Source organism: Rhodococcus sp. OK611, from assembly GCF_003050885.1.
GTDB lineage: Bacteria > Actinomycetota > Actinomycetes > Mycobacteriales > Mycobacteriaceae > Rhodococcus_G > Rhodococcus_G oryzae.
Map to the genome: position 1 here is coordinate 18,639 of NZ_QAOZ01000025.1, position 26,253 is coordinate 44,891.

23 protein-coding genes are annotated in these 26,253 nt (G+C 68.1%); 13 read left to right on the forward strand and 10 right to left on the reverse strand.

Features of this window, described 5'->3' with window-relative positions:
* Positions 1-20: 20 nt before the first annotated feature.
* The 3 genes from C8K38_RS25750 (at position 21) to C8K38_RS25760 (ending at position 4,110) form a co-directional block, all read left to right on the forward strand.
* Entirely contained in the window at positions 21-854 is an 834-nt protein-coding gene (locus tag C8K38_RS25750; RefSeq protein WP_218840997.1) for a PaaX domain-containing protein, C- domain protein, read from the forward strand.
* Between the two features lie 66 nt (positions 855-920).
* Entirely contained in the window at positions 921-2,549 is a 1,629-nt protein-coding gene (locus tag C8K38_RS25755) for an acyl-CoA dehydrogenase family protein (protein WP_097214272.1), read from the forward strand.
* Positions 2,550-2,595: 46 nt separating this feature from the next.
* Positions 2,596-4,110, forward strand: coding sequence for an acyl-CoA synthetase (locus C8K38_RS25760; protein WP_097214273.1), 1,515 nt, complete (start codon positions 2,596-2,598; stop codon positions 4,108-4,110).
* Between the two features lie 154 nt (positions 4,111-4,264).
* Here the strand turns inward: C8K38_RS25760 and C8K38_RS25765 are convergent, their stop codons facing one another.
* The 3 genes from C8K38_RS25765 to kstD form a co-directional block, all read right to left on the reverse strand.
* The gene (locus tag C8K38_RS25765) at positions 4,265-6,040 is read right to left on the reverse strand and encodes a cholesterol oxidase substrate-binding domain-containing protein (RefSeq protein ID WP_097214274.1); all 1,776 of its coding nucleotides are present in this window, start codon (positions 6,038-6,040) and stop codon (positions 4,265-4,267) included.
* A 107-nt stretch (positions 6,041-6,147) separates the two neighbouring features.
* Positions 6,148-7,008: a MaoC/PaaZ C-terminal domain-containing protein gene (locus tag C8K38_RS25770; protein ID WP_097214275.1), complete on the reverse strand. Its 861-nt coding sequence runs from the start codon at positions 7,006-7,008 to the stop codon at positions 6,148-6,150.
* 12 nt (positions 7,009-7,020) lie between these two features.
* The gene (gene kstD, locus C8K38_RS25775) at positions 7,021-8,745 is read right to left on the reverse strand and encodes a 3-oxosteroid 1-dehydrogenase (RefSeq protein WP_179800719.1); all 1,725 of its coding nucleotides are present in this window, start codon (positions 8,743-8,745) and stop codon (positions 7,021-7,023) included.
* 126 nt (positions 8,746-8,871) lie between these two features.
* On the opposite strand from kstD, the gene C8K38_RS25780 reads away from it, so the two are divergent.
* Genes C8K38_RS25780 through dmpG form a run of 4 tightly spaced genes read left to right on the forward strand, consistent with a single transcriptional unit; the run spans position 8,872 to position 13,266 of the window.
* Positions 8,872-10,467 (forward strand): FAD-binding protein, encoded by a 1,596-nt coding sequence (locus C8K38_RS25780; RefSeq protein WP_097214277.1) that lies wholly within the window; start codon positions 8,872-8,874, stop codon positions 10,465-10,467.
* Positions 10,468-10,495: 28 nt separating this feature from the next.
* A complete protein-coding gene (locus C8K38_RS25785; protein ID WP_097214278.1) occupies positions 10,496-11,281 on the forward strand; it encodes a 2-keto-4-pentenoate hydratase in 786 nt (261 codons plus the stop codon).
* A 9-nt stretch (positions 11,282-11,290) separates the two neighbouring features.
* On the forward strand, positions 11,291-12,193 hold the full coding sequence (locus tag C8K38_RS25790) for an acetaldehyde dehydrogenase (acetylating) (RefSeq protein ID WP_097214279.1): 903 nt from the start codon (positions 11,291-11,293) through the stop codon (positions 12,191-12,193).
* A 5-nt stretch (positions 12,194-12,198) separates the two neighbouring features.
* Positions 12,199-13,266, forward strand: a complete 1,068-nt coding sequence (gene dmpG / locus C8K38_RS25795) for a 4-hydroxy-2-oxovalerate aldolase (RefSeq protein WP_097214280.1) — start codon at positions 12,199-12,201, stop codon at positions 13,264-13,266.
* Positions 13,267-13,332: 66 nt separating this feature from the next.
* On the opposite strand, the gene C8K38_RS25800 is transcribed toward dmpG, so the two are convergent.
* Together C8K38_RS25800 and C8K38_RS25805 are read right to left on the reverse strand one after the other, a co-directional pair.
* Positions 13,333-13,665, reverse strand: coding sequence for a hypothetical protein (locus C8K38_RS25800; RefSeq protein ID WP_097214281.1), 333 nt, complete (start codon positions 13,663-13,665; stop codon positions 13,333-13,335).
* Position 13,666: 1 nt separating this feature from the next.
* Positions 13,667-14,848 carry a Rieske 2Fe-2S domain-containing protein gene (locus C8K38_RS25805; protein ID WP_077042923.1) on the reverse strand — a complete coding sequence of 394 codons (1,182 nt, stop codon included), beginning with the start codon at positions 14,846-14,848 and terminating at the stop codon, positions 13,667-13,669.
* A 199-nt stretch (positions 14,849-15,047) separates the two neighbouring features.
* On the opposite strand from C8K38_RS25805, the gene hsaA reads away from it, so the two are divergent.
* The 4 genes from hsaA to hsaB are packed head-to-tail and all read left to right on the forward strand — an operon-like array spanning position 15,048 to position 18,596.
* Positions 15,048-16,223, forward strand: a complete 1,176-nt coding sequence (hsaA, locus tag C8K38_RS25810) for a 3-hydroxy-9,10-secoandrosta-1,3,5(10)-triene-9,17-dione monooxygenase oxygenase subunit (RefSeq protein WP_097214282.1) — start codon at positions 15,048-15,050, stop codon at positions 16,221-16,223.
* Between the two features lie 11 nt (positions 16,224-16,234).
* A complete protein-coding gene (gene hsaD / locus C8K38_RS25815) occupies positions 16,235-17,116 on the forward strand; it encodes a 4,5:9,10-diseco-3-hydroxy-5,9,17-trioxoandrosta-1(10),2-diene-4-oate hydrolase (protein WP_077042922.1) in 882 nt (293 codons plus the stop codon).
* A complete protein-coding gene (gene hsaC, locus C8K38_RS25820; RefSeq protein ID WP_077042921.1) occupies positions 17,116-18,015 on the forward strand; it encodes an iron-dependent extradiol dioxygenase HsaC in 900 nt (299 codons plus the stop codon). The genes hsaD and hsaC overlap by 1 nt, the downstream gene beginning before the upstream one ends.
* Positions 18,015-18,596, forward strand: a complete 582-nt coding sequence (gene hsaB, locus C8K38_RS25825; RefSeq protein ID WP_097214283.1) for a 3-hydroxy-9,10-secoandrosta-1,3,5(10)-triene-9,17-dione monooxygenase reductase subunit — start codon at positions 18,015-18,017, stop codon at positions 18,594-18,596. The genes hsaC and hsaB overlap by 1 nt, the downstream gene beginning before the upstream one ends.
* A gap of 87 nt (positions 18,597-18,683) precedes the next feature.
* Here hsaB and C8K38_RS25830 read toward each other — a convergent pair whose 3' ends face one another.
* Together C8K38_RS25830 and C8K38_RS25835 are read right to left on the reverse strand one after the other, a co-directional pair.
* Complete coding sequence (locus tag C8K38_RS25830; protein ID WP_097214284.1) at positions 18,684-20,741, reverse strand: neutral/alkaline ceramidase; 2,058 nt, start codon at positions 20,739-20,741, stop codon at positions 18,684-18,686.
* A gap of 141 nt (positions 20,742-20,882) precedes the next feature.
* Positions 20,883-21,389, reverse strand: coding sequence for a MarR family winged helix-turn-helix transcriptional regulator (locus C8K38_RS25835; protein WP_097214285.1), 507 nt, complete (start codon positions 21,387-21,389; stop codon positions 20,883-20,885).
* A gap of 158 nt (positions 21,390-21,547) precedes the next feature.
* On the opposite strand from C8K38_RS25835, the gene C8K38_RS25840 reads away from it, so the two are divergent.
* Entirely contained in the window at positions 21,548-22,765 is a 1,218-nt protein-coding gene (locus tag C8K38_RS25840) for an MFS transporter (RefSeq protein WP_097214286.1), read from the forward strand.
* A 31-nt stretch (positions 22,766-22,796) separates the two neighbouring features.
* On the opposite strand, the gene C8K38_RS25845 is transcribed toward C8K38_RS25840, so the two are convergent.
* The gene (locus tag C8K38_RS25845) at positions 22,797-23,492 is read right to left on the reverse strand and encodes an acetoacetate decarboxylase family protein (RefSeq protein WP_097214310.1); all 696 of its coding nucleotides are present in this window, start codon (positions 23,490-23,492) and stop codon (positions 22,797-22,799) included.
* Positions 23,493-23,539: 47 nt separating this feature from the next.
* On the reverse strand, positions 23,540-24,385 hold the full coding sequence (locus C8K38_RS25850) for an SDR family oxidoreductase (protein WP_373560302.1): 846 nt from the start codon (positions 24,383-24,385) through the stop codon (positions 23,540-23,542).
* Between the two features lie 135 nt (positions 24,386-24,520).
* Here C8K38_RS25850 and C8K38_RS25855 point away from each other — a divergent pair, with 135 nt between their 5' ends.
* Positions 24,521-25,693 carry a cytochrome P450 gene (locus C8K38_RS25855; protein WP_097214287.1) on the forward strand — a complete coding sequence of 391 codons (1,173 nt, stop codon included), beginning with the start codon at positions 24,521-24,523 and terminating at the stop codon, positions 25,691-25,693.
* A gap of 26 nt (positions 25,694-25,719) precedes the next feature.
* On the opposite strand, the gene C8K38_RS25860 is transcribed toward C8K38_RS25855, so the two are convergent.
* Positions 25,720-26,226 carry a nuclear transport factor 2 family protein gene (locus C8K38_RS25860; protein WP_097214288.1) on the reverse strand — a complete coding sequence of 169 codons (507 nt, stop codon included), beginning with the start codon at positions 26,224-26,226 and terminating at the stop codon, positions 25,720-25,722.
* Positions 26,227-26,253 lie beyond the last annotated feature (27 nt).

Here is a 26,253-nt window from a genome sequence, read left to right on the forward strand (position 1 = left end):
CGAGTTCGACAGGATCGTTCGTGATCGGCCACCCGGTGACAATCGGGGTGGCGCGACTGCCTCACACCCACAGCAAGGAGCATCAGTACGTGGACGGCACCACCGATTCTTCGGCGTTGGACCTGGAGGAACACCTCCCACGTCTGACGGCGCGTGGCGTGATCCTCAGCCTGCTCGTCAGCAACCATCCGGCTCGACCCACCCCGGCGCAGGTGGTTCGTGCGGCGGGAGCCTTCGGCATCAAGGAGTCCGCTGCCAGGGTCGCGCTGAGCCGGATGGTCACCGGCGGTGACCTGATCCGGACCGCCGACGGATTCCACCTGAGTTCGTCGCTGCTCGAGCGGCGTCAGCGGGTGCTCCACGAGGTGCAGCAGGACACCAGGGCCTGGGACGGGGAGTGGGAGATCGTGGTCGTGACCGGGACCGGGCGAGATCCCGGCGACCGGGTCACCCTCCGGTCCCGGCTGTCGCGACTGCGCTTGGCCGAGTTGCGCGAGGGGGTGTGGCTGCGTCCGGCGAACCTGATTCGCCCGCTGAACCTGGCGGACCAGCCGGTGCAGACGATGCGGGGTCGGCCGGACGGCGGCGCCGAGGAGTTGGCCGCCCAGCTGTGGGACCTCTCCGCCTGGGAGGCGGAGTCCGGTCGGCTGCTCGACCTGATGGATCTCGCCGTCAGCGCTGTCGACCGTTTCACGGTGGCCACCGCGATCGTGCGCCACCTGCTCACCGATCCCGTCTTGCCGCCTCAGCTTCAGCCGCGCCCGTGGAACGCGGAGCGTGTGCACGTGGCGTGGGCCGCCTATCAGGAGGAGTTTGTCGCGATCCCCGAGGTGGGAGACGGTTCGGAGAGCTGAATATTACTCATTGACATCGACTGTTTGAAAAACGTAATGTCCCTCGCATAGTCGAAGGAGGCAGCCATGCAGACGCATGAGGTTTTCAATCAGGCCAACCCGCTCGAGGGCCACAACGTGGCCGACGACCAGACGCTGATGGACGGGCTCGTCCGCGAGGGCGCCGAATGGTCCGTGGGCGAGGTGAGCGCGCTCGGTGAGCTGGCGGGCACCGCCGAGGTGCAGGACTGGGGACGGCTGGCCAACGAGAACCCGCCGATTCTGCGGCCCTACGACCGCTTCGGCCACCGGATCGACGACATCGAGTTCCACCCGGCCTGGCACAACCTCCTGTCCACCGCGGTGGCCAACGGCCTGCACGGCGCGCCGTGGTCGGACGACCGCGCAGGCAGCCATGTCGCCCGCGCCGCGAAGTTCTACGTGTGGTCGAACGTCGAGGCCGGTCACACCTGCCCGATCTCGGCGACGTACGCCGCGATCCCCGCCCTGCGGGACAACCCGGAGTTGGCGGCCACCTACGAGCCGCTGCTGTCCAACGGCTTCTACGAGTCGGGCCTGAAGGCTCCCCTCGGCAAGGCCGGCCTGCTCGCGACGATGTCCATGACCGAGAAGCAGGGCGGCTCCGACATCCGTGCGAACACCACGCGGGCGATCGCGCAGCCGGACGGCAGCTATCGGATCATCGGTCACAAGTGGTTCACCTCCGCCACCATGGCCGATCTCTATCTGGCCCTCGCGCAGACGGACGCGGGCGTCACCTGCTTCCTGGTGCCGCGCGTCCTGCCCGACGGCACCCTCAACGACGTGCGGTTGATGCGGCTCAAGGACAAGCTGGGCAACCGGTCGAACCCGTCCGGCGAGATCGAGTACCAGAACGCGGTCGGCTGGCGGATCGGCGAGGAAGGCCGGGGCGTGCCGACCATCATCAAGATGGTCAACATGACGCGACTGGACTGCCTGATCGGCGCGGCGTCGGGCATGCGCCGCGGCGTCACCCAGGCCGCGCATCACGCGACCTACCGCAAGGCATTCGGCGCCTACCTGATCGATCAGCCCCTGATGCGCAACGTGCTCTCGGATCTGACGGTCGAATCCGAGGCCGCGTCGCTGCTGATGATGCGCCTGGCCGGAGCGCACGACCGGTCCACCCGCGGTGACGAGGCGGAGTCCCGGTTCCTCCGGCTGGCGCTGGCGATCGGGAAGTACTGGGTGTGCAAGCGGTGGCCCGCGCACGCGGCGGAGTCGCTGGAGTGCTTCGGCGGCAACGGCTTCATCGAGGAGTCGCAGATGCCGCGGCTCTTCCGCGAGTCCCCGCTCAACGGCATCTGGGAAGGCAGCGGCAACGTGGCGGCACTCGACGTGCTGCGTGCCATGGCCAAGAGCCCGCAGTCCGTCGAGGCGTTCTTCGCCGAGGTCGCCCTCGCGGGCCCCGAGCCCAGCATCCAGCGCGCCGTTGCCGAGATCCAGGCCCAGCTCACCGATCTCGCGGGCGCTGAGGTCCTGGCCCGCCGGGTCATCGAACGGATGGCACTGGTTCTGCAGGCATCGCTGCTGGTCCGGTTCGGCGACCCGGCCGTCTCCGACGCGTTCATCGCGACCCGCCTCGACGGTGACCGGGGCAGCGTCTACGGCACCCTGCCCGGCGGTGTCGACTTCGCGGCGATCCTCGGCCGCATCACCCCGAAGGTCGGCTGAGCGACCACATTCCGAGCCGGACCCATACAACGCAAGGGAGTCGACAATGCAGGGAATCGGTGAGTGGGCGGTCCAGCGCGCCCAGCTGAGCGGGGACAAGGTCGCGTTCGTCTACGGCGAGCGTTCCTGGACGTACGGCGAGTTCAACGACCGCACCGACCGACTGGCCAACCAGCTTCGTGGTCGGTTCGGGGTCCGGCGCGGGGATCGGGTCGCGGCCGTCGTCGCGTCCTCGGTGGAGTGCCTGGAGATCCTGTTCGCGAGCGCAAAGCTCGGGGCGATCTTCACGCCGATCAACGTGCGCCTGACCGCGCCGGAGATCGGGTACGTGCTGGCCGATCTCGGCGCGGAGCTCTTGTTCGCGCACGGGCAGTTCAGCCAGGTGCCGGACGCGTTGACCGAGCCGGGGGTGCGGGTGCGCGACGTCGTGACCCTGGGCGACGAGTACGACACCCTGCTGTCCGACGGGAGCTCGGTGCCGGTGCCCTCGCAGGTCGACCGGCACGACGTGGCGGTGATCATGTACACCTCGGGCACCACCGGCCGCCCCAAGGGGGCGATGCTCACGCACGAGAACCTGCGGGCGAACGCCGTCGCCGTCACCTCGGCGTTCGGGCTGCGCAAGAGCGATGTCACCATCACCGCGCTGCCGATGTTCCACATGGGTGGGCTGGGGCTGCACACGCTGCCCTTCATCTACCTGGGCGCCCGCAACGTGATCCTGCCGTCGTTCGACCCGACCGTCGTCCTGGAGCTGGTGGCCAAGGAACGGGCGACGCAGCTGCTGCTCGTGCCGACCATGTGGCAGGCGGTGACGGCGGTGCCCGATCTCGAGCGCTACGACCTGTCCTCGCTGGACTGCGCGCTCATCTCCGGGGCGCCCGCGCCGATGGCGGTGCTCGAGTTCTTCGCCGATCTCGGCATCCCGATCGAGGAGGGCTTCGGGATGACCGAGTGCGCGCCGTCGGTCGCGAAGCTCGACGCCGAGCACATTCGCACCAAGGCCGGGTCCATCGGCCGGTCGTTGTTCGGCATCGAGACCCGGATCGTGGACGACCGGGACCAGGACGTGCCCGCCGGCACCGTTGGCGAACTCCTCGTCCGGGGCGACAACGTGTTCGTCGGGTACTGGATGCGCCCCGAGGAGTCGGCCGAAGCGTTGCGCGGCGGCTGGTTCCACTCCGGCGACCTGGGCTGGGCCGACGAGGACGGCTTCATCACCCTGGTCGACCGACGCAAGGACATGCTGATCAGCGGCGGGGAGAACGTCTACACCCGCGAGGTCGAGCTGGCGATCGCGCAGATGCCCCAGGTGCGCGACGTGGCCGTGGTCGGTGCCGCACACGCGAAGTGGGGCGAGACCCCGGTGGCGTTCGTGGTCGCCAAGGACGGCGAAACCCTCACCGAGGAGGAGGTCATCGCGTTTGCCCGCCAACGCCTGGCCGGATTCAAGACGCCGACCAGTGTGTGCTTCCTCGCTGCGCTGCCGACCACCGCGACGGGAAAGATCCAGAAGAACGCTCTGCGTGATCGGCTGTCCGCCACCATGTCCGACGGATAGCCGAACAGATCGAGTGACGACGGCCGGTCGTGGCGCTGCCACGGCCGGCCGTCGTCATGCCGTGGTGAGTTCCTCACCCCGCGAACGCGGACGCCGGTGGTGCCCGCGCGGGTTCGCGGGCACCACCGGCGTCGGTGGAACGGGGATCTCTGCGCTACGGCAGCAGCTGATCCATGAAGGAGTTGCTGTAGATCCGGTGGGGGTCGAGCGTGTTGAACGCCGCCCGCGCGCTGTCCCAGTTGTCGCTCGCGGGCACACCGTCGCGGTAGCTCTGCGGCAGGGCGCCGCTGATGATCCCGCCGTCGGTGTACGGGTCCGCGCCGAACGCCCAGCCCTTCGACCACTCGGGGCGGAAGGTGTAGTCGTTGCCCGTGTAGTGCGAGCGCATCCACTGCTCCATCTCGCGGTAGAACTCGAACATGCCGGGGGTACCCGGGACGCCGAGCACGTTCAGCCAGATGGCGGTGTCCCACTCGGGGTGGTCCGGGCGCGGACGCATCGCGGAGATGGTCGGCGCGCCTGCCGAGGGGACCTTGACGTCCGCGGCCTGGTCGAGGCCGCAGCAGCGGATCTCGACGGGACCGTTGAGCGGGTACTGACCCTTCGCCTTGTAGAACTCGATGCGCTCGTTGAACCAGTGGGTGAAGTCGTGGATGACCTGACCGATGTTGGCTCGGTTGGTGATGACCGCGCCGCCGCCCTCGGTCAGGCGGAGGGTGGTGGCCTTGATGTAGAACTGGATGTCCTTCGACCAGCCCCAGATGTCGTTGGCGCCGGTCGCGGCGAGCCCGGCGACCGTGGTCGTGTACATGATGTTGCCGAACGCAGGCGCGATGCCGGGCAGACCCGAGTTCATCTGTCCGAGAAGGTCGGTGACCGCCTCGGGCAGGTTGTCCGAGAACGGGTAGTTGTACGGGCCGGTGACCTCGCGCGCCCCGGCGGGCTTGGTGGGCGCGACCGACCAGACCTTGAGCCACGGCTTCTCGGTGAAGGGGTACCAGATGGCCTCCACGCCGCCGTTGGAGGCGACGTAGCTCTCGAAGGTGCGGCCCGAGGCGCCCTTGGCTCCGAACATCTCGGTCCACTTGATGTCGGTGTAGCTCTGGCACCGCATCCGGAAGTTCGGACCCGCCTGCAGCGTCACCGAGGTGAGGAAGGTGCGGCCGAGGTTGGTCAGCAGGGGCTTGATCTGAGGATCGTTGCGGGAGTAGGTCTTCTCCGCGTACTTGGAGCCGTCCCAGACCACCGCGGTCAGCGAGGTCACCAGGTTGCTCAGCGAGCCGTATGTGTGGCCCGGGGTGGTGGCCTGTCCGTTGGCGGGCAGGGCGGCGCCGTGCGCATCCACGGCAAGCGAGCCCGCGATCGAGAGCACGCCCGGGGCGGGCAGGTTCGCGAAGCCGAGGCCCTGTGCCTGCAGTGCGGTGGTGATCGCGTCCAGGGTGGCGCCCGGGCCCGCGGTGACGGTCGCCGGGGCGCCGCCCGCGTTGACCGAGACGCCGTTGAGGTGCTTCATCGTGTCGACCAGGATGACCTTGTCGACGGGGGCGCCGTTGACGACGGTCAGCGGGGTCCAGCCGTGCATGGCGCCGCGCGGACGGATCTTGTACCCGTTGGCGTGCGCCCAGTTCGCCAGGCGGACGACGTCGTCGGGCGACTTGGGATGACAGGTCCAGACGGAGTCCAGCATGATCTCCTTGGACCAGTTCTGGTACGCCTGCTGCGCGAGTTCGATGCCGTCCGGAAAGCTCGGCGGCGCGGGGAGCGTCGGCCCGCCGAGCGAGCCCGAGCCGCCTGCCGAGCCCGACGAGCCGAGCGGGATGGCGTAGACGGGCGTCCACGCGCCCGCCGCCGTCGCTGCCAGGGCCCCCGCCCCTGCAGCGAGGAATCCCCGCCTTGATAAGCCGAGACGCTTATCGTTCGATTCCGGCATGCGTTTACTCCAGTCGTGTGTGAGAGAGGGGGAGTTGTGTTCGTCAGTGCTGGGTAGGTCGGTCGGCCGTGCTGGGAACGGCCGACCGACCAGTCGTTCTTGCTGGATCAGGCGAGCGTGAGGACCACGTCTGCCAGGGCCGGCGAGTCGTCGCGCTCGAGAACGCTTGCCGAGATGAGCAACTGGCCGGCTTCTTTCCAGATCCGGATCTTGAGGGTCTCGCCCGGGTAGACCACCCCGGCGAAGCGGGCCTTGTAGCCCTTCACCTTCGATGTGTCAGCGTCCAACGCGGCATCGACAGCGGCCTTGCAGACCATCCCGTACGTGCACAGCCCATGCAGGATAGGCGCAGGGAAGCCGGCTGCGCTGGCGAATTGGGGATCCGAGTGCAACGGGTTCCGGTCACCGCACATCCGGTACAGCAACGCCTGCTGCGGCAGGATCGGCGCCTCGACCTCGAAGTCGGGGGACCGGTCGGGCAGTGTGACGGACTCCGAGGGGCCGCGCTCGCCGCCGAAGCCGCCCTCGCCGCGAGCGAAGATCGACGAGCGTGCGGTCCACAGCGGATTCCCGTCCAGGTCCGTGGTGGTGGACTCCTGGACGATGACCGCGGCCTTGCCCTTGTCCCACACCTCGGAGATCCGGGTGGTGGTGCGTGCACTTCCCTCGGCCGGAATCGGCTGGTGCACGGTCACTTCCTGGCTGCCGTGCACGACCTTGGCGAGGTCGATCTCCACACCGGGGAAGGACACCTTCGGCGCCTCGGTGGCATGGAAGTTCGCCACCACGGTGGCGAAGGTCGGCAGCACCTGAGGCTTGCCGTCCTCGAGGTAACGCAGCTCCTTGGCGTCGAGCGGACGCGCGCCCGCTCCGATGCCGAGGTGGTAGTGCTGCACGTCCGAGCTGGTCCAGGAGAACTCCTGGGTGGGCAGCTCGGCGCCGATCGCGATGTTGGGGTCGATGGGCAACGTGGCTTCCTGTCAGTTCGAAGTGGCGGTGGCGGATTCGGCGCTCACGCCGGAAGCGGACTCGGTGCCCGACTTCGCCTTCTCGGCGATGTCAAGGACCGCGAGGTACGCGAAGGTCATCGCGGGACCGATGGTCGCGCCGGGACCGGCGTAGGTGTGACCCATCACGGGGGCGCTGGCGTTGCCCGCCGCGTAGAGGCCCTCGATCACGGTGCCGTCCTCGCGCAGGGCGCGACCCTCGGTGTCGGTGCAGATGCCGCCCTTGGTGCCGAGGTCGCCCGGCACCATCTTGATCGCGTAGAAGGGGGCCTTGCTGATCTCCCCGAGGCTCGGGTTCGTCAGGCGCGGGTCGCCGTAGTAGGCGTCGTATCCACTGTCACCGCGACCGAAGTCCTCGTCCTTGCCGCTGCGCGCGAACCCGTTGAAGCGCTCGACCGTCTCGGTGAGGGCGTCGACGGGCAGTCCGGTCTTCTCGGCGAGTTCGGCGATGGTGCCCGCCTTGACCACGACGCCGGCCTTGAGCCACCGGCCGGGGAAGGGGGAGCGCGGCGTGATGCCCGCGAAGGTGTAGCGGTTGCGGTAGCGCTGGTCCAGGATCATCCAGGTCGGGATGTTCTCGCCCGGGCCCTCGCCCTGGCCGTACTTGCCGCCGTACATCATGTGGGTGGCCTCGACGTACGGGGCGGCCTCGTTGCCGAAGCGCTTTCCTGCGGTGTTGACCATCATCGAGCCGGGCAGGGTCCGCTCGGACAGGGCGAACCAGGGGCCGCCGGTCAGCGGGATGGACGGACCCCACCAGGCGTCGTCCATGAAGTCCACTGCGGCACCGACGTTCTGGCCCGCCAGGATGCCGTCGCCGGTGTTCGCCTTGGCGCCGACCGTCCACTCGGTGGTGATCGGGGCGCGTTGGTACTTCTTGCGCATCTCCTCGTTGTGCTCGAACCCGCCGGAGCCAAGCACGACGCCGTGCTTGGCGCGGATGACCTGCTCCTCGCCGTCGACGAGCACCTTCACGCCGCGGACGGCGCCGTCTTCCGTGTACAGCTCGGTCAGCGGCGTGTTCAGCAGGATCGGCACGCCTGCGTCACGCAGGCCGATGCGCATGCCCGCGACCAGGGCTTGACCGCGGACCAGCAGGTCCTTGCCGGTGGCCTTGGCGGCCAGGAAGCGCATGCCGACCTTCATCGCGCGCACGGGTCCACGGCGGTTGCGCATCAACAGGTTCAGCCACTTGTAGTCGGCCTGCGTGATGACGAAGTTCTTGGGAGCCTTGACGTAATCCGGCTCGAGGTTCTTGCGGTCGTCGCCGAGCTGGTTGCCGTCGAAGGGCGACGGCTCCACGGAGCGTCCGCCGAGACGTCCGCCGGGGGCCTCGGGGTAGTAGTCCGAGTAGCCGGGCACCCACTGCAGCTTCAGTGCGCTGTTCTTCAGCACGAACGAGAGCATCTCCGGCCCACGGTCGAGGTAGGTGTCGATGCGCTCGGGCGCTACGACGTCGCCGATGATGCTGTGCAGGTACTCGCGGGCTGCCTCGCGGGTGTCGGTGACACCGTCGGCCTCGAGCACCTCGTTGTTGGGGATCCAGACGCCGCCACCGGACCTGGCGGTGGAGCCGCCGTAATGGGCGGCCTTCTCGACGATGACGACGCTCAAACCCTGGTGGGCGGCGGTCAGGGCCGCGGTCATGCCCGCCGCGCCGCTACCGACAACGACGATGTCGTATTCCTGCTTGCTCATGTAGAACACGTTATAGAATCAAGTGGGTCTCAGTCCATGCTTTCTGCCAGGAAGTATTGCCGAACTGGGTCTTGACAACCGGAACCAAACGAAAACACGTTGCAGGCGGACGGAAGGTGGTGCGCGGTGTCCTGGGACCTCTCCGCGGATGTCGTTGTAGTCGGGGTGGGCGTCGCGGGTGTCTCCGCCGCTCTCGAGGCCGTCGCGGCGGGTGCGGATGTGATCGCGCTCGACCGTTACAGCGGCGGTGGGGCCAGCACCATCTCGGGCGGCATCGTCTATGCCGGCGGCGGGACCTGGGTCCAGAAACAGGCCGGGGTCGCCGACAGCTCGGACGCGATGTTCGCCTACCTCAGCCGCGAGGTCGGGGACGCCGTCAGCGAGGAGACGCTGCGCAAGTTCTGCGACCAGAGCCCCGCGATGATCGACTGGCTGTCCGGCCACGGGGTGCCGTTCGAGGCCTCGCTGTGCCCGTACAAGACGTCGTACCCGAGCAACCGCCACTACCTGTACTACTCGGGTAGCGAGGCGGCGGGCGGCTTCCGCGACATCGCGAAGCCGGCGCCCCGCGGACACCGGGCCAAGGGCAAGGGGACCTCGGGCAAGATGCTCTACGGGCCCCTGATCGCCTCCGCGCTGACAAACGGCGTCAGGCTTGAACAGCAATCCCGTGCGACAGAGCTGATCATGGACGAGACTGGGACCGTGGTCGGGGTCCAATGCCTGAGCCTTCGCGGCGCACCCAAGCAGGTGCGCGCGCGGTATGCCGCGCTGACCTCCCTCTCCGCCAAGCCGGGCATCTACTACCCGCCGATGCGCAAGATCCTGCAGAAGCAGATCGAGAAGATGGAGGCGCGGTACGCCAAGCCGATCCGCATCCAGGCCCGTTCCGGCGTGGTGCTCAGCGCGGGCGGGTTCATCGCGAACCGTGAACTCGTCGCCGAACACGCGCCGCAGTATCGCGGCGGGCTCGCGCTCGGCACGGCGGGCGACGACGGCAGCGGAATCCAGATGGGTACCGCCGTCGGCGCCGCGACCGACAAGCTCTCCAACATCTCGGCCTGGCGTTTCATCGTTCCGCCCAGCGCCTTCCTCAGCTCGGTTCTCGTGAACGAGAAGGGCAACCGGATGGTCGACGAGTCCCGGTACGGGGCCGCGCTCGGGTACGCGATGATCGCCGAGAACTCCGGGCAGGGGTGGCTGCTGGCCGACGCCGACCTCGTGAAGGAGGCGCGCTCGCAGCTGGGCACCCAGACCATGTGGTTCCAGCGCGTCCAGGCCGAGACCCTGCTTCGCGGCGAGGGCGTCACGGGGAACACCCTCGAAGAGGTTGCGGCCAAGGTCGGGATCGACGCAGCCGGGCTGGCGGCGACGGTCGCGGCGCACAATGACGCGATCGCGGCGGGCGAGGCGGACCCGATGGGCAAGCCTGCTGACTTCGTTCGGCCGGTGCGGACGGCGCCGTTCTCACTGTTCGACGTGTCGCTGAAGAAGAGCCTGACCAACCCGCTGCCGATGCTGACCCTCGGTGGCCTTGTCGTGGACGAGGCGACCGGTGAGGTCACCTCGACTGCGGGCGAAGCCATTCCGGGGCTGTACGCGGCGGGCCGCACCGCGGTGGGGATCTGCTCGAACTCCTACGTCAGCGGGCTTTCGCTAGCAGACTGCATCTACTCCGGCCGCCGGGCCGGTGCGCATGCTGCGCAAGGTGGCTCCGCCTAGCACCAGGTACTGACGAAGGGAACCGAAGATGCTCACGACCGAGTTGCGCAGCCAGATCGCGGATCGTCTCGACGCCGCAGAGAAGGATCATCTGGCGATCGATCCGTTGTCGGAGCAATACCCGGACCTCGATGTCGTGGACGCCTACGAGATCCAGCTGATCAACATCCGCCGCCGGGTGGCGGAGGGTGCCAGGGTGGTCGGGCACAAGGTCGGCCTGACCGCGGCAGCGATGCGCGAGATGATGGGCGTCGACGAGCCCGATTACGGCCACCTGTTCGATGACCGGGAACTGCGCGAGGGTGAGCCGGTGGACACCTCGCGCTTCCTGTTGCCGCGCGTGGAGGTCGAGGTCTCCTTCATCCTGGGGGCGGATCTGCCAGGCGCGGGGTGCACCGTCGATGACGTGATCGCCGCGACGGAGTTCGTGGTGCCGTCCATCGAGCTGATCGACACCCGGATCAGGGAGTGGAAGATCGGTATCTGCGACACCATCGCGGACAACGCCTCGTACGCCGGTCACGCGATCGGTGCCCAGCGCGTCCGGCCCGGCGACATCGACCTCACCGCTATCCAGGCCACCCTCCTGCGCAACGACGAGTTGGTCGCGGAGGGATGCAGCGATGCCGTCCTCGGTAACCCGGCGGCAGGCGTGGCCTGGCTCGCCCAGGAGGTCGAGGGCTTCGGGGTGCAACTGAAGGCGGGCGACATCGTGCTCCCGGGGTCGTGCACCCGGGCCTTCGACGTCCGCCCAGGCGACAGGTTCCACGCCGAGTTCAGCGGGCTCGGTTCCGTTTCTCTACAGTTCAAGTAGGAGACAGCCATGACCAAGGCAAGTGTTGCGATCGTCGGGTCGGGCAACATCAGCACCGACCTCCTCTACAAGCTGCAGCGATCCGAGTGGCTCGAACCGTGCTGGATGATCGGCATCGATCCCGAGAGCGAGGGCCTCGCGCGGGCGCGCAAGATGGGCCTCGAGACCTCCGCGGAGGGCGTCGACTGGCTGCTGAACCAGCCCGAGAAGCCGGACCTGGTGTTCGAGGCGACCTCGGCCTACGTGCACCGCGACGCCGCGCCTCGGTATTTGGAGGCGGGGATCCGCGCGATCGACCTCACCCCCGCGGCCATCGGCCCGGCGGTCGTTCCGCCCGCCAACCTGCGCGAGCACCTCGACGCCCCGAACGTCAACATGATCACCTGTGGGGGCCAGGCGACCATCCCGATCGTGTACGCGGTCTCCCGCGTGGTCGACGTCGTGTACGCGGAGATCGTCGCGTCGGTCGCGTCGCTGTCCGCGGGGCCGGGTACCCGCGCCAACATCGACGAGTTCACCAAGACCACCAGCCGTGGCATCGAGGTCATCGGCGGTGCCAGCAAGGGCAAGGCCATCATAATCCTGAACCCGGCCGATCCGCCGATGATCATGCGCGACACCATCTTCTGCGCCATCCCCGAGGACGCAGACCATGCCGCGATCACCGACTCAATCCACCGCGTGGTGGCGGACATCCAGCAGTACGTGCCCGGATACCGTCTGCTCAACGAGCCGCAGTTCAACGAGCCGAGCGTGGTGTCTGGCGGCTACGCGACCGTGACGACCTTCGTCGAGGTCGAGGGCGCAGGCGACTTCCTGCCGCCGTACGCGGGCAACCTCGACATCATGACGGCGGCGGCAACCAAGGTGGGCGAGGAGATCGCCCAGAAGCTTCTCACCGTGAGGGCGTGAGTGACATGGCAGTGACATCGAAAGGCGTGATCGACAGCACCGTTCATTTCGACTCGGCGTGGGACGTTCGGGTCACCGACACCTCGTTGCGGGACGGCTCGCACCACAAGCGGCACCAGTTCACCGGTGACGAGGTGCGGGCGATCGTCGGCGCACTCGACGCGTCCGGCGTGCCGGTCATCGAGGTCACCCACGGCGACGGCCTCGGCGGGTCCTCGTTCAACTACGGCTTCTCCAAGACCCCCGAGCAGGAACTGATCAAGATCGCGGTGGACACCGCGAAGCGGGCCAAGATCGCCTTCCTGATGCTGCCCGGACTGGGTATCAAGGAGGACATCATCGAGGCGCAGGGCAACGGGGCCTCGATCTGCCGCATCGCCACCCACTGCACGGAGGCGGACGTCTCGATCCAGCACTTCGGCCTGGCCCGCGAGCGCGGCCTCGAGACCGTCGGCTTCCTGATGATGGCGCACTCGAGCACCCCGGAGAATCTCGCGCAGCAGGCTCGGATCATGGCCGATGCCGGCTGCCAGTGCGTGTACGTGGTCGACTCCGCGGGCGCACTCGTGTTGGAGCAGGTGTCCGAGCGCATCGAGGCGCTGGTGTCGGAGCTCGGCAACGACGCCCAGGTCGGCTTCCACGGCCACGAGAACCTCGGCCTCGGTGTCGCGAACTCGATCGCCGCGGTGCGCGCGGGCGCCAAGCAGATCGATGGCAGCACCCGCCGCTTCGGTGCGGGCGCGGGCAACGCGCCGGTCGAGGCGTTCGTCGGTGTCTGCGACAAGATCGGCATCAAGACCGGCATCGACTTCTTCTCGATCGCCGACGCCGCGGAAGACGTCGTCCGTCCGGCGATGCCCGCCGAGTGCCTGCTCGACCGGCAGGCCCTGATGATGGGGTACGCGGGGGTCTACTCCAGCTTCCTCAAGCACGCCGAGCGTCAGGCCGAGCGGTACGGCGTCTCGCCCGCCGAGCTGCTGGTGCGTGCGGGCAAGCGCAAGCTGGTCGGCGGGCAGGAGGACCAGCTGATCGACATCGCGCTCGAGCTGCAGCGGGAAGCCGCCGCCGGCTGAGAGTCCCGGATACGGAAAAGGGGCGCGCATCCGGATGGATGCGCGCCCCTTCATGTTCGGCGTTCGCTACGCGTCGGTGTCGCGCACCTCGAGGATGCCCTCCATGACCGCGTGTTCGATGCTGCTCAGCAGCCGCGGGCAGGTCTGCTGGGACCCGGTACGCCCACCGGACCTGGTGAACTCCGGGCACGCCTGCGCCGGATCGGCCTGCCACTGGATGCTGGTGTGCTTGAAGCTGTTCTTTCGAACGAGGACGCAGGTGCCGCAGGCGCGGCACTCCACCTCCTGCAGTCCGTCCTCGAGGTAGGTCTGCAGGTCGATGGCGGTCTGTGCGCGGACGGCCTCGACCCGGGCCGGGCTGTCGGCGAAGTCAGGGGCCTTGGCCCAGGTCGAGGTCATCTCACACTCCCGTCTTGTTGTCGGCGGCCTCCGCCGCTGCCTTCTCCTCCGCCTGGCGGGCCAGGTTCTCCTCGACCTCACGCTGCCAGGCCTCGACGGCCTTGGTGGTGTCGATCTCGAACTCGAAGCGCTGCGTCTGCTTCTCCTCGACGTCGGCGACGTCGACATAGAACTGGTCGTACCAGCGGCGGAGCTGGTAGACGGGGCCGTCTTCCTCGCAGAGCAGCGGGTTGTCGATCTTGCTCTTGCTCTTCCAGATCGCGACGTCCTGCTCGAAGCCCATCGCAACACCCTCGGTGAACTTGCGCGAGATCTTCTCGGTGGTGGCGTCGTCGAGGCCCTTGGGCTTCTGCACACTCACGCCGTACATCAGCACGAACGAGTCCTGCGTGACCGGGTAGTGGCAGTTGATCAGGATGCTCTCTGCCTTGTACCCGCTGTAGTCGTTGTGCAGCCAGTTGATCATGTACGACGGGCCGAAGTACGAGGCCTCCGAGTCCAGCACGGACTCGCCGTACTGGGTGCCCATGCTCTGCACGTCCGGACGGCCGTGGTTCTGCAGGTACTGGGTGGCGACGTGGCCCTCGAAGACGTTCTTGAAGTACTTCGGGAACCCGAAGTGCACGTAGAAGAAGTGCGCCATGTCCACCACGTTGTCGACGATCTCGCGGCAGTTCGAGCCCTCGACGAGGATCCGGTTCCAGCGCCAGTCGGTCCACTCGTCGGTGAACACCTCGGGCAGGTGCGGGATCGTCACGCCCTCCGGAGGCGGGTTGCCCTCGGGGTCGTTCCAGACGAACAGCTGCTTGTTCTCCTGCAGCGTGATCCACTTGCGGGTGCGTGCCAACGGCGGGACGCGACGGGCGTAAGGGATGCCCGTGCATTTGCCGTTGCCGCCCCAGCGCCAGTCGTGGAACGGGCAGGCGACGGAGTCGCCCTTGATGCTGCCCTCGCTAAGGTCGCCGCCCATGTGCCGGCAGTACGCGTCGAGCACCTGCAGCTTGTTCTGGCTGTCGGCAAAGACGACGAGCTTGGTGCCGAACGCCTCGACCGCGTGCGGCTTGCCGTCCAGGAACTCGCTCTCCAGGCCGATGCAATGCCACCCGCGGGCGAATCGCGTCGGGTTGGCTCCCACGTCGATCTCGCGAATGCCCTTGCCGGATGCGCCGCTACTCTGCGTCATCTTTGCCCCTCACATCCCTTCGTTCTTGTACTAGAACACGTTATAGAACTTGTGCCAGTTTTGCTAGATATTGGCGCTAGTAGTCGCAGTCAGGGACTTTCGTCCCAGTGGAACCCATTCTGCTCGACACGAATGGGAACGTGTTCTAGTCTCAGGTGAAAGTGAAGCACCGAGACGCACGACACATGAGGGAGTACCAGTGGGTGAGCACGACAGCCGCGCGGTGATCGAGAAGCTGAACGAGCTTCTGCCGACCCTGCGCGAGCGCGCACAGGAGACCGAGGATCTGCGTCGCATTCCCGACGACTCGATCAAGGGGCTCCAGGAGGCCGGCTTCTTCCGACTCCTGCAGCCGGCGCAGTGGGGTGGCTTCGAGGCTGATCCCGTCACCTTCTACACCGCTGTCCGCAACATCGCGAGCGCGTGTGGGTCCACCGGCTGGGTCTCCGGCATCATCGGCGTCCACAACTGGCACCTCGCGTTGTTCGATCAGCAGGCGCAGGAGGACGTGTGGGGCCAGGACACCGACGTGCGGATCTCCTCGTCGTACGCGCCGATGGGTGCGGGCGAGGTCGTCGACGGTGGCTACAAGGTCAACGGCGCGTGGGCCTGGTCCTCGGGCTGTGACCACGCCAGCTGGGTTGTCGTCGGCGGACCGGTGATCAAGGACGGCCGCCCGGTCGACTTCGGCAGCTTCCTGATCCCCCGCGAGGACTACCAGATCGACGACGTGTGGAACGTGGTCGGCCTGCGCGGCACCGGCAGCAACACGATCGTCGTCAAGGACGTGTTCGTGCCGCGGCACCGCTTCCTCAGCTTCAAGGCGATGAGCGATCTCACCGCGCCGGGCCTCGCGCAGAACACCGCGCCGGTCTACAAGATGCCTTGGGGCACCATCCACCCCACCACCATCTCGACCCCGATCGTCGGCATGGCGAACGGCGCCTACGACGCCCACGTCGAGCACCAGGGCAAGCGCGTCCGCGCGGCCTATGCAGGCGAGAAGGCCAAGGACGACCCGTTCGCCAAGGTCCGGATCGCCGAGGCCTCCAGCGACATCGATGCCGCCTGGCGTCAGCTCTCCGGCAACGTCGCCGACGAGTACGCGCTGCTGCTGGCAGGCGAGGAGGTACCGATCGAGCTGCGCCTGCGGGCCCGCCGCGACCAGGTGCGCGCCACCGGCCGCGCCATCGCCTCCATCGACCTGCTCTTCGAGAACTCCGGTGCGACCGCTCTCGCGAACGGCACTCCGATCCAGCGCTTCTGGCGCGACGCGCACGCAGGCCGCGTGCACGCCGCCAACGATGCCGAGCGCGCCTACGTCATGTTCGGTGGCGCCGAGTTCGGTCTGCCGCTCACGGACACGATGGTCTGAGGCGGGGCATCGTGACGACGACAGAACAGGCCGAGATCACCTACGAGTCGACCTCGAAGTTCGCCCAGGTCCGTCCGGACCTCAAGCTGCACTACCACGAGGCGGGCGTCGGCAACGGCCCGACGATCGTGCTGCTGCACGGAGGCGGACCCGGCGCCTCCTCCTGGTCGAACTTCTCCAAGAACATCCCCGTGCTGGCCGAGAAGTTCCACGTGCTCGCGGTGGACCAGCCCGGCTACGGGCTCTCGGACAAGCCGACCGAGCACCCGCAGTACTTCGTGCACAGCTCCTCCGCGCTCAAGGACCTGCTCGACACCCTCGAGATCACCGGGCGGGTGCACCTGCTCGGCAACTCGCTCGGTGGCGGCGCGGCCGTGCGGTTCGCGCTCGACTTCCCGGATCGTGCCGGCCGGCTGGTGCTGATGGGCCCCGGCGGGCTGAGCGTCAACCTGTTCTCGCCGGACCCGACCGAGGGCGTCAAGAACCTCGGCAAGTTCAGCTTCCAGCCGACGCGGGACAACCTCGAGGCGTTCCTGCGGATCATGGTGTTCGACCAGTCGCTCATCACCCCGGAGCTGGTCGAGGAGCGGTTCGCCGCGGCCAGCACCCCCGAGTCGTTGGCGGCCGCGAAGGCGATGGGCAAGTCCTTCGCCAGCGCCGACTTCGAGAAGGGCATGCTCTGGCGCGACGCGCACAAGCTGCGCCAGCGGGTGTTGCTGATCTGGGGCCGCGAGGACCGGGTCAACCCGCTCGACGGCGCCCTGGTGGCGACGAAGATGATCCCGCGCGCGCAGCTGCACGTGTTCGGTGGCTGCGGCCACTGGGCGCAGCTCGAGAAGTTCGACGAGTTCAACCGTCTGGCAAGCGATTTCCTTCTCGACGGAGGTAACTGATGGGTATTCGTTCGCTTGCGTACATGCGCATCGAGGCCACCGACATGGCGGCCTGGCGCGAGTACGGCCTGAAGGTCCTCGGCATGATCGAGGGCAAGGGCACCGACGCCAACTCGCTCTACCTCCGGATGGACGACTTCCCGGCCCGCCTGGTGATCGTGCCGGGTGAGCGCGACCGCCTGATGGTCTCCGGCTGGGAGACGGCCAATGCGGCCGAGCTGCAGGAGATCCGGGACAGCCTGTCCGCGGCAGGCGTGCCCTTCAAGGAGGGCACTGCCGACCAGATCGCGGACCGTCGGGTCGCCGAGCTGATCGTCTTCGAGGACACCTCGGGCAACACGCTCGAGGTGTTCCACGGCGCGGCCCTCGAGCACCGCCGGATCGTGAGCCCGTACGGACACAAGTTCGTCACCGGCGAGCAGGGTCTCGGACACGTCGTGCTCACCACGGACGACGACCAGGCGTCGTTGCGGTTCTACCGCGACGTGCTCGGGTTCAAGTTGCGCGACTCGATGCGGCTGCCTCCGCAGATGGTCGGGCGGCCCGCCGACGGCGAGCCGGCCTGGCTCCGCTTCCTCGGCTGCAACCCGCGCCATCACAGCCTGGCGTTCCTGCCGATGCCGAACCCGACCGGCATCGTGCACCTGATGGTCGAGGTGGAGAACTCCGACGACGTCGGACTCTGCCTGGATCGCGCGATGCGCAAGAAGGTCAAGATGTCGGCCAGCCTCGGCAGGCACGTCAACGACCTGATGCTCTCGTTCTACATGAAGACGCCGGGCGGCTTTGACATCGAATTCGGTTGCGAGGGGCTCGAAGTCGAGGATGAAAGCTGGATCGCTCGGGAGAGCACCGCGGTGAGCCTGTGGGGTCACGACTTCACGGTGGGAATGAAGTAGTGACGGCGCCTCAGGAGTCGGCGACTGGCGCGGAGATCGATCCGCGTCAGTTCCGTACCGTGCTCGGTCAGTTCTGCACCGGCGTCACGATCATCACGACGATCGACGACGGCGAGCCGGTCGGCTTCGCGTGCCAGTCGTTCGCGGCGCTGTCGCTGGATCCGCCGCTGGTGCTGTTCTGCCCGACCAAGGCGTCGCGGTCCTGGGCGGCGATCGAGCGCAGCGGCAAGTTCTGCGTCAATGTGCTCGCGGAGGAGCAGCAGGCGGTGTGTGCCCGGTTCGGATCTCGCGAACCGGACAAGTTCGCCGGAATCGGCTGGGAGGCCTCGCCTCTCGGATCTCCGATCATCGACAGGTCGCTCGCGCACATCGACTGCACGGTGGAGACCGTGCACGACGGCGGCGACCACTTCGTGGTGTTCGGTCGGGTGCACTCGATGAGTGAGATCAAGACCGAGCGTCCGCTGCTGTTCTACCGTGGGCAGTACACCGGCATCGAGCCGGACAAGACGGTCCCTGCGCCCTGGCGCGACGACCTCGAGGCGTTCCTCACCGCGACCACCGAGGACACCTGGCTGTAGAGCAACACCGAAGACGACTGAAGGGCACCTCTGAGGGGAGGTGCCCTTCAGTCATTTTCGGGTTCAGGCCCCCGAGCGTCGACCGGCTCAGACCTCGAACTCGGCCGAGGTGCCGGTGAACTCGGAGATCTTGCCTTCGCGGCTCTTCTGGTCGCCGAAGTGCTGGATCCGGTAGCGACCGGCGGGCGTGCCCTCCGGCACGTCCCAGGTGATACGCGCGACCGAGGCGTTCGAACCCTCACGGCGCCAGTGGTACTTGGTGGACCAGTCGCCGTCGTCCGCGTGGCGCACCCATCGTCCGCCGTCGAGCCGCTGGACCTCGAAGAAGGTGCCGCGGCGGTGCAGGTTGTTCTTCGGGTGCCCGGTGGAGAACTCTACGGCCACTTGGGTTCCCGTCGCGGCCTTGGCGGCCGGCTGGACAAGTACGTCACCGAACTGGCGGCCCGGCATCGGCGCGTCCGCAGGGACGTCCGGCCCGAAGCTCGGCTGGAACCCGGACAGGTCGCGGGGCGCGGGTCCGCGCGGGACCTCGGCACCGTCGCGCATGGCGATCGCGAGCTGCGCGTAGCCCTGCTGGTAGGCGGGAAGTGTGTTGCGACCGAACAGTGTCGACCCGCCCTCGTACTGCTGGGAGTCGTACTCCTCCGGCGTGGTGCAGTAGCTCGAGTAGGCGTTGGCGTAGCCCTGGAAGATCACCTTCTCGAGCGGCACGCCGAGCTCCTTGGCCACGGTCCGCCGGACGCGCAGGCCTGAGACGATGGTGAACTCCGCGGGTCCACCGACCACATAGAGGTCGCCGATCCGGATGATCTGGATCTTGAGCACGTGCGGGACCCACCCGTCGGGCGGCAGCAGACCGACGGGGACGAGGACCATCTTCGGGGCCTGCGCGTCGGCCAACCACTGCGGGGTCTTGGTGTCGATTCCGCCGAGGGCGTCGATGACGGGGTTGCGGGTGCCTTCCGGGAAGATCGGGATGGCCGGGCCGTCCTCGGTGCTGCCCGCCGCCATCGCCGCTCCGACGCACGCGGGGGAGGTGCGTTGCGGCTGACCGTTGGTCGTGTAGCGACCGTCGACGAGCTGGTTTGCCATGTCGAGGTACATGATTCGGCTGTCCACGACGGTGGAGGAGATCGTTTCGGCCGACTTGAAGGCGGTGCGGGCGGCGGCCAGCTGTCGCTCACCGATCAGCCGGGTGTTCTCGAATTCGTCGTCCGTCGGACCTTTTCCGGGCTCGAGGTCGAGGTTCGGCGACATGTCGCCGGTGTTCGTCTGCGGGAACGAGGCGACAAAGCTGGGCTTGCCGTCGAGATAGCGCACCCCGGCGACGTCGTGCTCCCAGAAGTATGCGGCGGCGCCCTTGTTGTCGCCGGAGATGAGCTTGTTCTCTTCGGTCAGCGAGGCGCCGTGGGTGGGGAACCAGCCGATGGCGCCGACGTTGTCATCGCCTTGGCTGACGCGAAGCACCCGCATGTGGGTGTCGATGCCGAGGGGGTAGTAGTCCTTGTCGCTCTGTGGATTCCGGTCGAACGCGACCCGGGAGCGGTTCACGCTTGCGTCGGTGAGTTCGCTGTGACCGAACGCGACGGTGCCGGGCGCCAGGTTGTCGTGGGCGGCGCTGATCGCCTCGACGAGGCCGTCGACCTCGGCGTTGAAGACCAGCGGCTGGAAGCCGAGAGTGGCCAGGCTGTACGCGTAGTCCTGTGAGGCGCCGCCACAGGCGGCATGTGAGTGCACGGCCGTGAGCATGACGTTGCGTTCGGTGTAGAGGTTGCCGTACTTCTGGCTGAGCCGGACGAGGACGGCGTCGTGCACGGCCTGGAAGATCATGCAGGTGTCGGCGCAGACGAAGACCACCCTGGAGTCGTCCGCGCCGGCGAATACGTAGGCGCGCACGCGGGTTCGCTGGTGGAGCCCCTCCGCGCGCTGCTCGAAACTCGAGTAGCCCATCATCCCGTTCTCGGCGACGGGTCCGGTCATGTCGGACAGGCCGACGCCGACGCGGAAGCCGCCCTTGGCGGGCGCGGTTCGCGCGAGCTCGGTGGTGCGCGGCGCCGCTGCGGTGGCGCGGCCCGCGCCGAGGGCGGCCAGCGCCGGAGTGGCAGCGGCTCCCGCGAGCACGCTGCGTCGACTGATCGAGACCACTGGGATCCTTTCGGGGAATCGGGCACCGTGTTGGTCAAGTGTCCAGAAGACAGCACACACCACCGCGGCCCCGTTGGCAATACCCTTTGCCGGACTTGTCCGGGTGGGGTCAGATCGCCATGCGGTGAGGGCCGATTCGGATCACTCGATGGAGGTGTCGCCGAGCGCCTCGAGGACGCGCCGAAGTCCGTCGGCGGTCTCGTCGACGACCCCGCGATCGACGTCGGCCAACAGCCGCGCGTAGTTCGCGAAGTGGTCGACGATCACGGCGCGACCCAGCTCCTGCCCGCGCTCGGTGAGGCGGATCTTGACGGTGCGCCGGTCGTCGCCGTCGCGCACGCGCTCGACCAGCCCCTTGGCCTCCATGCGGTCGGTGCGGTTGGTGATCGCGCCGGAGGTCACCATCGACGCCTTGATGAAGGCGCCTGCCGTGAGCGCGTATGGGGGCCCCGATCGCTGCAGGGTGACGAGGACGTCGAACTCGCCTGCCTCGAGGCCGTGCTGGGCGGCGGTGACCTTGGCCGATTTGTCCACCAGGCGCGTCAGTCGCTGGGCTCGCGCGAGCAGTTGGACCGGCCAGAAGTCCTCGACCAGGTCGGGGCGCTCGGTCGCCCACTGTTCGAGGATCGCGTCCACCGCGTCGCTCATATCGCTCCCCTCAAGATTTATCTCAACATCAAGATACTTGACGTCGAGAGGGCTGTCTGTTTTTATCTCAACGTTAAGAGAATCAAGGTTGAGCGATATCGACGGTGATGTCGTCGCGACCACCCGAAAGCGCCCGCCCTCGAACCCAGGAGCCGGTCATGACACAGCTCGCCCGCGTACTGCCCACCGAGTCCCGCGCCGCTGGGCCGCAACAGATCTCAGCGCTCTGGCTTGCCCTGCTGGCGAGCCCGATCGCGGCCAGCGCCAACAGTCCGGTCCTGATCCTTCCGGCGATGGCCGATTCGTTCGGGGTCCGAACTGCGACGGTGACCTGGCTCGTCACCGTCTTCGCCTGGGCGATGGCGATCGGCACCCCGCTGATGGCGACCCTGCTGCGCCGTCGTGGAACCCGCCTGACGCTCGCGGTGGGGAGCACCCTGATCGTGGCAGGCACCCTGCTCGTCGCCGTAGCGCCCTGGCTGCCGCTGGCGATGGCCGGCCGTGCGGCCCAGGCAGTCGGTGGCGCGGGTCTGGCGACCGTCGCGATGACCCTCGCGGGCACCGCCCGTCGGATGGGGGCGATCACCGCCGGCTTCGGCATCCTCGGCGCGGTGGGGCCGCTGGTCGGCTCGTTGATCGCCGAGGCGGCATCCTGGCGCGCGGCGCTTGCGATCTCGCTCGTCGCGCTGCTGGCCGTCCCGGCGGTGATCCGGCGCAGCCCGGCCGTCGTCCCCGCCGCCACCGTGCCCTTCGATGGCCGGGGCGCTGCCCTGCTCGTGTGTACGGCGTCCGCCCTGGTCCTCGTGCCCCGCTACCCGGCACCTGCGGTCGCCGCCGCGATCGTGATGGGCGCCGTGCTCGCGGCCCATATCCGCAGTCGCCCCGACGGCTTCGTTCCCGCAGCGCTGCTGCGCAGCCCGGCGTTCGTCGCCTCGACCCTCCTCGCGTGCGCACTCGCTACGTCGTACTTCACGCTGCTGTTCACGATCCCGCAGCTGCTGCGGGAGCGGACCGAATGGTCAACGGCCGCAATCGGTGTCGGGCAGCTGGTGGCCTTGCTGATCGGCTCCGCGCTGTCTCTGGTGCTGGCCGCCGCCGCGGTGCGGATCGGCCGTTCCCGGGTTCTCGCCGTCCTGATCGCCGTCGGGGCGTTGGCCCCGCTGACCGCGGTCATGACCCCGTGGGCGCCGCTGCTGCTGGTGGCGGCCACCCTGGCGGTCTTCGCCACCACCGGCGGTCAGGCCACGCTGGCGGTCTATGCGACCGCTGCCGCGCCGGAGTCCCAGCGCCCCACCACGATCGGTCTGTTCAACCTCTGCTACCAGCTCGGCGGGGCCTTCGGCCCTGCGATCGCGGCCCTGATCGTCCTGGGCTGACCGACGTCCGGATGCGCCGGTCGGTGGGTGTTCACACCACCCGCGCGTCCCCGAAGGTCATCTTCAGATCCGGAATCGACGAGGTGAGCAGGGCACGGCGCGGTAGGCCGAGCGAGCGCAGCTCGTCGGCGATGGGATGGGTGCCCAACGTCAGGTCCGCACCACCGAGCCGGGAGCGGACGCCGGACGGGTTCATCTCCCACTGGGTGTGCCTGGTGACGCCGTCGAGGTGCGAGTAGGCCGCCACCGCGGCGCCCGCCCCAGAACCGGGCACCGTGACGCCCGGTTTGATGCGCAGTTCTGCTATGAGCCTGCCGTCCTGGCTGACCGACGCCCGCTTGGCCGGGCTCGCGTGATCGGCGTCGAAATCCGCCAGCACCTTGGGGAATCCCCAGATCCCGCGACCGGCGGCCATCGTGAACTCGCCGTCGACGGGCAGCTGATGGATCAGCGCGCCCGCCCCGCCCGTCGCCAACGACCGGAGATCCGAGACGACGGAGGACTTGCCGGTGTCGCGATGGCTGCGGACCATGAAGCAGACACCGAACTCGTTGTAGGGGCCCAGGTCTCCGTCCACGTAGTCGACGAACACCAGCACGCACAGTCCGCGACCGGGGCGATACCGGAGGATCTCCAGCCCGGTGTGATCGATCAGCGCCTGCGCCGGGGCGGTCGGGACCGAGTACATGGCCATGAACGCCGTCGCCTGCCGGATCTGCACCGGCATCTCGACGCGCTTGCCGAGAACGTCGTGGGAGGTGGCGCCGTGGGAGGTCACTGCGTCACCACGCCGCGCAGGCCGTCGACGCCGTAGACCTGCTCGAGCATCGAGCTGAAATCGGGTCCGCGCCGCAGCATCTGGCCGCCGTCGACGTTGATGATCTGGCCGGTGATCCAGGTGGACTCGTCGCCGAGCAGGAACCGCGCCAGCGCCGCGATGTCCTCCGGCTCCCCGATGCGGGGCAGGGGAGTGCAGGCCTGGTAGTCCTCGAGCAGCGGCCCGCCCTCGGTGATCAGGGCGACCAGATCGGTGCGGGTGAGCCCGGGCCGGATGCAGTTGACCCGGACGTTGCTGGCACCCAGCTCATCGGCGCCGAGCTGGACGAGGTGGTCGACGCCGGACTTCGAGACGCCGTACGCGCCGAACCATCGGTGGGTATTGCTGCTCGCGATGGAGGAGATCGCGACGAACGATCCGCCCCCGCCGCGGACCAGCTCGCGGGCGGAGTGCTTGAGCGTGAGCATCGTGCCGGTGATGTTGAGCTCCACGGTGCGGCGCCAGGCATCGACGTCGATCTGGGTGACCGGGGCGATGGTCTCGTTGCCGCCCGCGCAGGCCACCACCCCGTCGAGGCGTCCGGTCACCGCCGCGGCGGCCGCGACCGCTTCGACCACCGCGTCCTCGTCGGTGACATCGGCGGCGTGATGGGTGATCGACCCGTCGTGCGCGGGCGTGACCGACGCGGCGGCCTTGATCAACTTCTCCTCGGTGCGTCCGCAGATGGTCACGTGGGCGCCGGAACCGGCCAGCAGGGAGGCGACGCCGAGGCCGATTCCGCTGCCGCCTCCCGTCACCAGGATCGACTTGCCCCGCACAGCTCCCGTACCGATCGCGTCCACCGCGACTCCCTCCGTTGTGCAACCTGTTCTACCACCGCCGGGGCGATTTGGATATGCAATCCCGCCAGCAGGAATAGGCTCGATTCACCCGGTGCGAGCAGGTTCGGAGAACGGCTGAGCGAGGGAGTTGACGGCATGCGACCCGACATCGATCTGGTGGATGGACGGTTCTATGCGGGTGAACGCGGCGACCCGAGGGACGCCTACACCTGGATGCGTGCACACGAGCCGGTGTTCCGGGACAGGGACGGCACGGCGGGCGCCGCGAGCTATGCCGCGGTGATCGACGCCGAGCGGGACGCAGACCTGTTCTCCAACGCCGGGGGGATCCGGCCGGAGGTGGGGCCGCTGCCGCACATGATCGACATGGACGACCCGGAGCATCTGCACCGTCGCAAGCTGGTCAACGCCGGCTTCACCCGCAGGCAGGTCGAGGCCAAGATCGGCGGCATCGGACGGATCTGCGACGAGCTGATCGACGCGGTGATCGACAGGGGCGAGTGCGACTTCGTCCGCGATCTCGCCGCGCCGCTGCCGATGGCGGTGATCGGCGACATGCTGGGTGTGCGGCCGCAGGAGCGGGAGATGTTCCTGCAGTGGAGCGACGACCTGGTCGAGGCCCAGGGCAGCAACGCCTCCGAGGAGATGCTGTCGAAGATGATGGCGGCGTACGTGTCCTTCGTCGAGTTCACCATGCGCACGATCGAACAGCGCCGCCGCGAACCGACCGAGGACCTGACCAGCGTGCTGGTGCATGCCGAGATCGACGGCCGCCGGCTCACGGAAGAGGACATCGTGGCCGAGACCCTGCTGATCCTGGTCGGCGGCGACGAGACCACGCGGCACGTGCTCAGCGGCGGCATGGAGCAGCTGATGCGCCACCCCGAGCAGCGGGACCAGCTCGTCGCCGACCGGTCCCTGATCCCGCAGGCGCTCGAGGAGATGGTGCGCTGGGTGTCACCGGTGAAGAACATGTGCCGCACCGTGACCCGCGACGTGGAGTTCCACGGCACGCGGCTGCGCGCGGGCGAGAAGATGCTGCTGCTGTTCGAGTCCGCGAATTTCGACGAGTCGGTGTTCGAGAATCCGGCACGGTTCGACGCGTCCCGGAATCCGAATCCGCACGTGGCCTTCGGTTTCGGGTCGCACTTCTGCCTGGGCAACCAGCTCGCCCGGCTCGAGGGCAGGCTGATGTTCGAGCGGCTGCTCGAGCGGATCCCGAACATGGAACTGGCGAGCGACCTGCCGCTACCGCGCCGACCGGCGAACTTCGTGACCGGCCTCGAGAAGATGCCGGTCCGCTGGTAGCCGGCGGTCGATGAGCCGGCCCAGGATCAGGAGGTCGCCGCCGGGGGAGTGGCCCACATGTGCGAGAGGAACTGGAAGCTCGGGACGTCGTCGAGGGAGATGATCGACTCGTAGATCCGCTCGTACGATGTCTCCGCGATCCGCCAGCTCCCGTCGTCGTCGCGGTGGTACCGGTCGGTGTAATAGCCGGCACCGCGGATCAGCCTGTTTGCGGCAGGCACGATCACCGTGTCCTCGAAGTTCCACGAGCCGGACGCGTCCGATCCGTCGACCGAGATCTCCGGATGGTTGGCGATGTGCACGGTCGTGATCGCCGGGCCGAGCGCGTCGCGCATGAACCCGGCGACGGCGTCGCGGCCCTGGAAGACGAGCGGTTCGGCGAGCGCATGCGTGCCGTAGTGCGCGACGATGTCCTCGGCGAGGGTGTCCGCGAACTCGTCCCACCGTTTCAGGTCCAGCGCGCGGAAGTACCGGTACTTGAGCTGCCGGAGGTCCTCGAGCGAGCTGAGGTCTTCGAGCGATCGGGGGGCCATTCGCGGAGCTTCTCACAGTCGATCGCG